This window comes from Microseira wollei NIES-4236 (assembly GCF_020521235.1).
In the GTDB taxonomy this organism is placed as follows: domain Bacteria; phylum Cyanobacteriota; class Cyanobacteriia; order Cyanobacteriales; family Aerosakkonemataceae; genus Microseira; species Microseira wollei.
Map to the genome: position 1 here is coordinate 1 of NZ_BLAY01000315.1, position 6,413 is coordinate 6,413.

Below are 6,413 nucleotides of genomic sequence, written 5' to 3' on the forward strand. Positions count from 1 at the left end.
CTAATCGCTAATGGCTGCTCTGGAGGCAATTGAAAAGCGAGCAATTAGCAAGCGAGCAATTAGCCATCCATACACTACCGATCTCTCGCGGACATGATATTAAATCCCGCGTCCGCACCATTTTTGCGGGTGCGTTACGGCGCGGATTGCCATTTTTTGCCAAAATTGCCCCAGAATATGATGTCCTTAGGCAACGGTTGTGTAACTGCTAATAGCTAATCGCTAATGGCTGCTCTGGAGGCAATTGAAAAGCGAGCAATTAGCAAGCGAGCAATTAGCCATCCATACACTACCGATCTCTCGCGGACATGATATTAAATCCCGCGTCCGCACCATTTTTGCTGTGCCTTTTCATGGGTGATTTTGTCAGTAGTTTAATTGTGTAGGGTGCGTTAACGCAGTGTAACGCACCATTTTTGCTGGTGCGTTACGGCGCGGCTTCCCATTTTTTGCCAAAATTGCCAAATTACAGCGGATTGCAAGTGAGTGAGGTACAGCGAAATCGCTTCGTTTGTGTAGCGGCAGCATTAATGCTGCCGCTACACAACCAAGCCACAATGGCTGTATTTGACCAAGTTGCAAACCGCTATAAATCCCGCGCCTAACGCACCCTACAGTAATTTAATTTTTAATTGCTAATAAAGTTTAGATGTTCGCCGGGGAGTCTTCGCATTTCTTCTAAATAACCTTGCAATTGCAGTTGACCTTGTTCTAAAAATATCATCCAATCGGCTCGATGAATGGCGCTGGGACGATGGCTAATTAAAATGGTTGTTTTACCCCTGCGATAAGTTAGCAATTGGGTTAAGATGTGCGCTTCGCTTACTGGGTCAAGTCCGGCGGTGGATTCATCTAATATTAGTATGGGTGGGTTGTTAACAATTGCTCTAGCAATGGCTAATCTTTGTCTTTGTCCGCCGGAAAGATTGGCACCAAATTCTCCTAAAACTGTGTGGTATTTGTCGGGTAGTTGACTGATAAATTCATCGGCACCAACTATTTGGCAAGCTTGGACTATTGATTCTAATCCTATTTGAGGAGATGCTAAACGGAAGTTTTCAATAATGGTGCGACTCCAGAAGTGTGCGTCTTGAGGAACTAAGACGACTTGTTGGCGCAAGCATTCTAAGGAAAGGTCTTGCAGGTTGTAGGAACCGATGCGAATATTACCAGATTGGGGTAGATATAAACCTGTTAAAAGTTTCGCCAATGTACTTTTACCGCAGCCAGATTTACCGATGACGGCGATAACTGTTCCGCCGGGTATTTTGACGGAAAAGTCTTCTATAAGATCGGTTCTTCCTGGATAGTGAAAGTTGATGCGATCGCATACAATATCCGCGTCATCGGGAAGCTTGACAAAGCTTCTTTTCGCCTCGCCTAAATTCTCTGGCGTTGCTTCAATAACTTCGGTTAATCTTTCGGTTGCTGTACTGACGCGGCTGAATTCATCCATGAATCCAATCGCGGTATTAATGAAGGCAATAAAGTTGCCGTTCATTGTGTTAAATGCCAGCAATTGTCCGATGGTGATTTCTTTATTTATCGTCAAGTAACTGCCAATCCATAATAGCGCGATCGCTCCCACTCCCGATATCATTTCTGATGCTGTTTTATTCACAATCGCAATTTGAATCGTTCGGAAAGTCTGATTTGCCAGTTGCCCAAATCGGCTCTGAAATTCTGACCAAAATTGCCTTTCTGCACCAATGGTTTTGAGAGCGAGCGCGCCTTTGAACGTTTCGACTAAAACTCCTTGATTCTCTGCTTCTAAAACCAATACTTTCCTAATTCTCTGCTGTAATGTGGGGTAAAATAGTAAAGTAATCACAACCATCAAACAAGCTAAGCACCCGGAAAATATAGCCAGCTTCCTGCTATAAAATACCATTAATCCGAAAGACACAAGCGCCACAAAAAACTGGCTAGGTAAACTAATAACAACTTGAGCAGTTAGTTGATTAACTTCTTGGATATCGCGCAAGCGGCTAAGCACTTCGCCGCTGCGACGAGACTCGTAATAAGTCAGGGGTAAGCTCAGAATTGCCCTACCAAATTCTAAAACTAAACTTAATTCTAACCGCTGGGCAAAATGCGCCACTAGGTTCGATTGTATTAATCCTAAACTACTGCTGATGACATTGGCGAATGCGATCGCTACTGCTACTCCTGTCAGCAGTTTTGTATCCCCCCGCACCAGCACTTCGTCGGTGAGAATTTGAATCAGAAACGGTGTAGTTAAAGAAAGTAACCCGACAAATAGATTAATTAATACCGCTTCCCCTAAAATCCCCCCATAGGGCAAAACTCGCCGCAAAAATCGCCCAAAACCCTTGACTTGCTCGTCATTTTGTGATGCGAATTTTACCGGATCTGGCTCTAATAAAAGCATCGCCCAATCTGTCCAAGCTTGCGCTAATTCTTTTTTGGAAAGATAGCGAATACCTACCGCTGGATCTGCAACTGCATACTTCCACCCCCGCTTGCCATACAAAACTACCCAATGATTGCCTTTCCAATGGATAATTGCTGGCATTGGTGCCTCATTTATTCTATCTAAAATTTCCGGCGATGCTCGCACCGCACGGGCATTAAAACCGAGGGATTCTGCACCTTGTTGTAACCCCAGTAAAGTTGTTCCTAATTGTCCCGTACCTACCGCTTCCCGAATCCGATTTATCCCCAAATTACGTCGATATTTTTTAGCAATAGAAGCGAGGCAAGCTGCACCGCAATCTTCTTCATTTTGCTGAAGCACGCATGGATAACTCATCGCTTTTTTCTATACCAAACAAGGCATCTGTTGTTTGACAGATGACGCTCTGAGAAACCGGGTTTCTGCGTTCATATAAACCCGGTTTCTTTGCGTAAGTCCTGAACTATTTGGATGCGAGTCCCAACCAACTTAATTTTTGGCGAGAATTGAGGCACATAGACTTCCCGCCTGGTTTACATCCACCGTTTAGCGAGGCAGCTTCTTTAGCTGTCATTTCCGCGAACAGAGGCGCTTTGTTTTCTTGTTTCTTCATTGTCTTTGCTCTCCGCTTGTACAACATTTAAATTTAGTTCTTCTGACTCAGCGAGTCAAGTATCTTTACGATCATTTTATTAATAAATAAAATTGCAATATTCGATCCCGCACTCGGCAAAAATCTAGCAGAATGCAGCTAAAACAATCGATCGTCGCTTGGCTGGAAACTTAGCTAATATACAACAAAAAAATCTTTTTGTCTTTGACAAGCTGTCAAAGACAAAATCGAGTCAGATCGTTTAAAATAAGACCTCGTGTGTGAAGAGCGAACGAATGAGTGCGTTTACCGTGAAACTAAGTCTTCTGGGACTTCAGACAGTTATTGCTGGGGTAGCATTACTCAACACCAACCCAGTTTTAGCCAATTCAAATCAACCGCAAAGTAAAGTAGAGTTTCTGGAATCTCAAAATTCCCATAATGCGAATGATTTGTTGTCCGGAGGTATTATCGATCGAGCAATTAAGCGAAATTATATTATCGAAGTTGAAGAAATAGCCCAAACTCAATCCGGATCAAATCCAGCCAAGTTTAACCCTTGGTCAATCTCAGCAGAAGCTTTATTTCTGACTCGCAATATTCCCGGTGGAATTACGACTTCGGAATTTTATGATGTCAATACAGCTGAAACTGGGGAAACTTTAGGGACGGACAATTTAGACTTTAACTACGAACTAGGAACGAGGGTAACCCTTGGCTACAGTTTCAATTCCAAGAATAGTTTAAACTTTTCATTTTTTGGCTTGCAACAGTTTGAAACTTCCGCCAGAATCACCGCACCTGCACCGGGATTTCCCAATCCGATTATCGTTCAAGCCGATTTAGACGATACCCCAATTTTTGCACCGTTTGATTCGTTTGGAGACCGCATAAACGTTCTAGATCAGCCGCCACCTGCAGGACAAGGAAATGGTAATTTTGACATTACCAGGTCGTTTATTTCCGGCTACGAACACAGAATCAGCTACGAATCAAAATTGTACAACTTTGAGTTAAACTATCAGCGCGATCTCGGTTCGACTAGAACCTTTAGACCTTCGTTAATAGTAGGATTGCGCTACATGGGTGCGCCAGAAGAGTTTAGCTTAAATACGGGAGGTGCGGCGGCATTTCCTCCACAGGGATTGCTTCCTGTTCCTAGAGGAGAATACAAAGTTGAGACGAAAAATAACTTATTTGGCATTCAAATAGGCGCCAATGTCGATGTTGACCTCAGTCGCAATTTTACTATCGGGTTGCGCGGCAAAGCGGGGGTATTTGGCAATCATGGAGAACAAAACAGTACGATCAGCGCCTTTGATTTTGATACGGGAAATCTAGTAGATAGAATTGAGGATGGGGAAACCCGATGGACTGTTGCGCCAATCTTAGAAGGAACTATATCTGCTGACTGGCGCGTCAGTCGAAATGTTAGCTTAACCGCTGGGTTTAATGTGATGTATGTCAGCGGCGTCGCTTTGGCACCCAGACAACTCGATGATTTTGCCTCAACGGGTAAATTTGGTAGCATCGATTTCGATGGAAGTAGTTTTTATTATGGTCCTTCGGTGGGGATAAAAGTTGTTTTTTGATATCCGCTTATGCTAGGCAAGTCGAATGCAGAATATCTACCTTTAGTTAGCAGCGATGAATTTCTGCCATCTGTGAGTCGATGGACGAGTTTGGGAGGATTATTTTTAATCGGAACTTGTGGAGCCGCTTTGGCGATCGCAAACCATACCCGGTACAATGTTACTGTGAGAGCCGATGCCACCGTCCGTCCTTCTGGCGAGGTTCGCCTTGTCCAAGCAATCACCGAAGGTATGGTCAAAAGCATCCCCGTAAAAGAGAATACCGCAGTTAAACAAGGGGATGCGATCGCTTTCATAGATGACTCTTCCCTCCAAACCAAAAAAAGCCAACTTCAAGGCAATATTCAGCAAAATCAACTGCAAATCAATCAAATAGCCGCTCAAATCAATTCTATCGCCACTCAAATCGCTGCCGAAACCCGCGCCACTGAACGCGCTATTGCTGCCGCTACGGCAGAATTAAGCCGAAACCAACGGGATTTTCAACAGCGACAAATTACCACCCAAACTTCTGTTCAACAAGCAGAAGCTAATATAAAAATAGCCGAAGCTGAAGTACAAAAAGCCGAACAAGAATATTGGCAAGCCACCGCTAATTTAGAAACAATTATAGCAAATTTAAAAGCAGCAGAAGCCAACTTAAAAGCCGCTCAAACTAAACGCGATCGCTATAAACCTTTAGCCGCATCCGGGGCAATTTCCGTACAACAATTGCAGTCAGCAGAATTAGCCGTCCAGCAACAAGAACAAGCAGTTTTGGGACAAAAAGCCGCCGTAGAAGCGCAAAAAAAAGCCGTCCTCGCACAATCGCAAACCATTGAACGACAAAAACAAACAGTTGCAGCTGCTTTAGCTAAATTACAAGGGGAGTTAGCCGCATTAAATCCTAGTGCTGCACCAATTGCGATCGCCCGCGATCGCATCGCACAAGAAAAAGCCAAAGGCGACGCTACATTAGCCACTTTAACTAAAGAACAACAAGCTTTAATTCAGCGTCGCTTACAACTGCAAAATCAAATTTTAACCGATACCCGCGAGATCGAACAAATTGAAAAAGACTTGCAAAAAACTACCCTGCGTTCTCCCGTCGATGGTACTATTTTACAATTAAACTTGCGAAATTCAGGTCAAACCGTGCGACTGGGAGATTCAATTGCCCAAATTGCTCCTAATAATGCCGCAATTGTTGTCAAAGCTCGCATAAAAGCTCAAGATATTGGTAAAATTAAATTAGGGCAAACAGCCCAATTGCAAATATCCGCTTATCCCTATCCGGATTATGGCACTTTACCTGCAAAGGTGAGCGCGATCGCTCCCGATGCCATCGCAAATCCCCACAATAACTCGCCCTACTACGAAGTTACCCTCCAACCAGAAAAAAATTATTTGACTCGGAGCAATATCCAGTATCCCATTCAACCAGGAATGGCTGTCACCGCCGATATTATTTCCAGAGAAGAAACCGTTTTAACCTTTATTCTCCGCCAAGCTAGGTTGTTAGCTGATGTTTAATTTTAACGTGTTGGTAGGGACACGGCGTCCCAAAATTTTTGGTATAAACCAAAAATTGTCAAATGCCGTGTCCCTACAGACGATCAAACAGATTAACGTGTTGCTGGGGACACGGCGTCCCAAAATTGTCAAATGCCGTGTCCCTACAGACGATCAAATAGATTAACGGGTTGGTAGGGACACGGCGTCCCCAAATTTTTGGTTTATACCCAAAATTGTCAAATGCCGTGTCCCTACAGACGATCAAACAGATTAACGTGTTGCTGGGGACACGGCGTCCCAAAATTGTCAAATGCCGTGT

The 6,413-nt window shown here is 43.8% G+C and carries 7 protein-coding genes; 5 read left to right on the top strand and 2 right to left on the bottom strand.

Features of this window, described 5'->3' with window-relative positions:
• Positions 1 to 29: 29 nt before the first annotated feature.
• Positions 30 to 212 (top strand): hypothetical protein, encoded by a 183-nt coding sequence (locus MiSe_RS46995; RefSeq protein WP_226593947.1) that lies wholly within the window; start codon positions 30 to 32, stop codon positions 210 to 212.
• A gap of 210 nt (positions 213 to 422) precedes the next feature.
• Positions 423 to 605, top strand: a complete 183-nt coding sequence (locus MiSe_RS47000; RefSeq protein WP_226593949.1) for a hypothetical protein — start codon at positions 423 to 425, stop codon at positions 603 to 605.
• Between the two features lie 23 nt (positions 606 to 628).
• Here the strand turns inward: MiSe_RS47000 and MiSe_RS47005 are convergent, their stop codons facing one another.
• A complete protein-coding gene (locus MiSe_RS47005) occupies positions 629 to 2,773 on the bottom strand; it encodes a peptidase domain-containing ABC transporter (RefSeq protein WP_226593952.1) in 2,145 nt (714 codons plus the stop codon).
• Positions 2,774 to 2,879: 106 nt separating this feature from the next.
• Entirely contained in the window at positions 2,880 to 3,029 is a 150-nt protein-coding gene (locus MiSe_RS47010; protein ID WP_226593954.1) for a hypothetical protein, read from the bottom strand.
• 260 nt (positions 3,030 to 3,289) lie between these two features.
• Between MiSe_RS47010 and MiSe_RS47015 the strand changes: the two genes are divergently transcribed.
• The 3 genes from MiSe_RS47015 to MiSe_RS47025 are packed head-to-tail and all read left to right on the top strand — an operon-like array spanning position 3,290 to position 6,278.
• Positions 3,290 to 4,600, top strand: coding sequence for an Lpg1974 family pore-forming outer membrane protein (locus MiSe_RS47015; RefSeq protein ID WP_226593956.1), 1,311 nt, complete (start codon positions 3,290 to 3,292; stop codon positions 4,598 to 4,600).
• 9 nt (positions 4,601 to 4,609) lie between these two features.
• Positions 4,610 to 6,112: a beta-barrel domain-containing protein gene (locus tag MiSe_RS47020; protein WP_226593958.1), complete on the top strand. Its 1,503-nt coding sequence runs from the start codon at positions 4,610 to 4,612 to the stop codon at positions 6,110 to 6,112.
• Positions 6,105 to 6,278 (top strand): hypothetical protein, encoded by a 174-nt coding sequence (locus MiSe_RS47025; RefSeq protein ID WP_226593960.1) that lies wholly within the window; start codon positions 6,105 to 6,107, stop codon positions 6,276 to 6,278. The genes MiSe_RS47020 and MiSe_RS47025 overlap by 8 nt, the downstream gene beginning before the upstream one ends.
• Positions 6,279 to 6,413 lie beyond the last annotated feature (135 nt).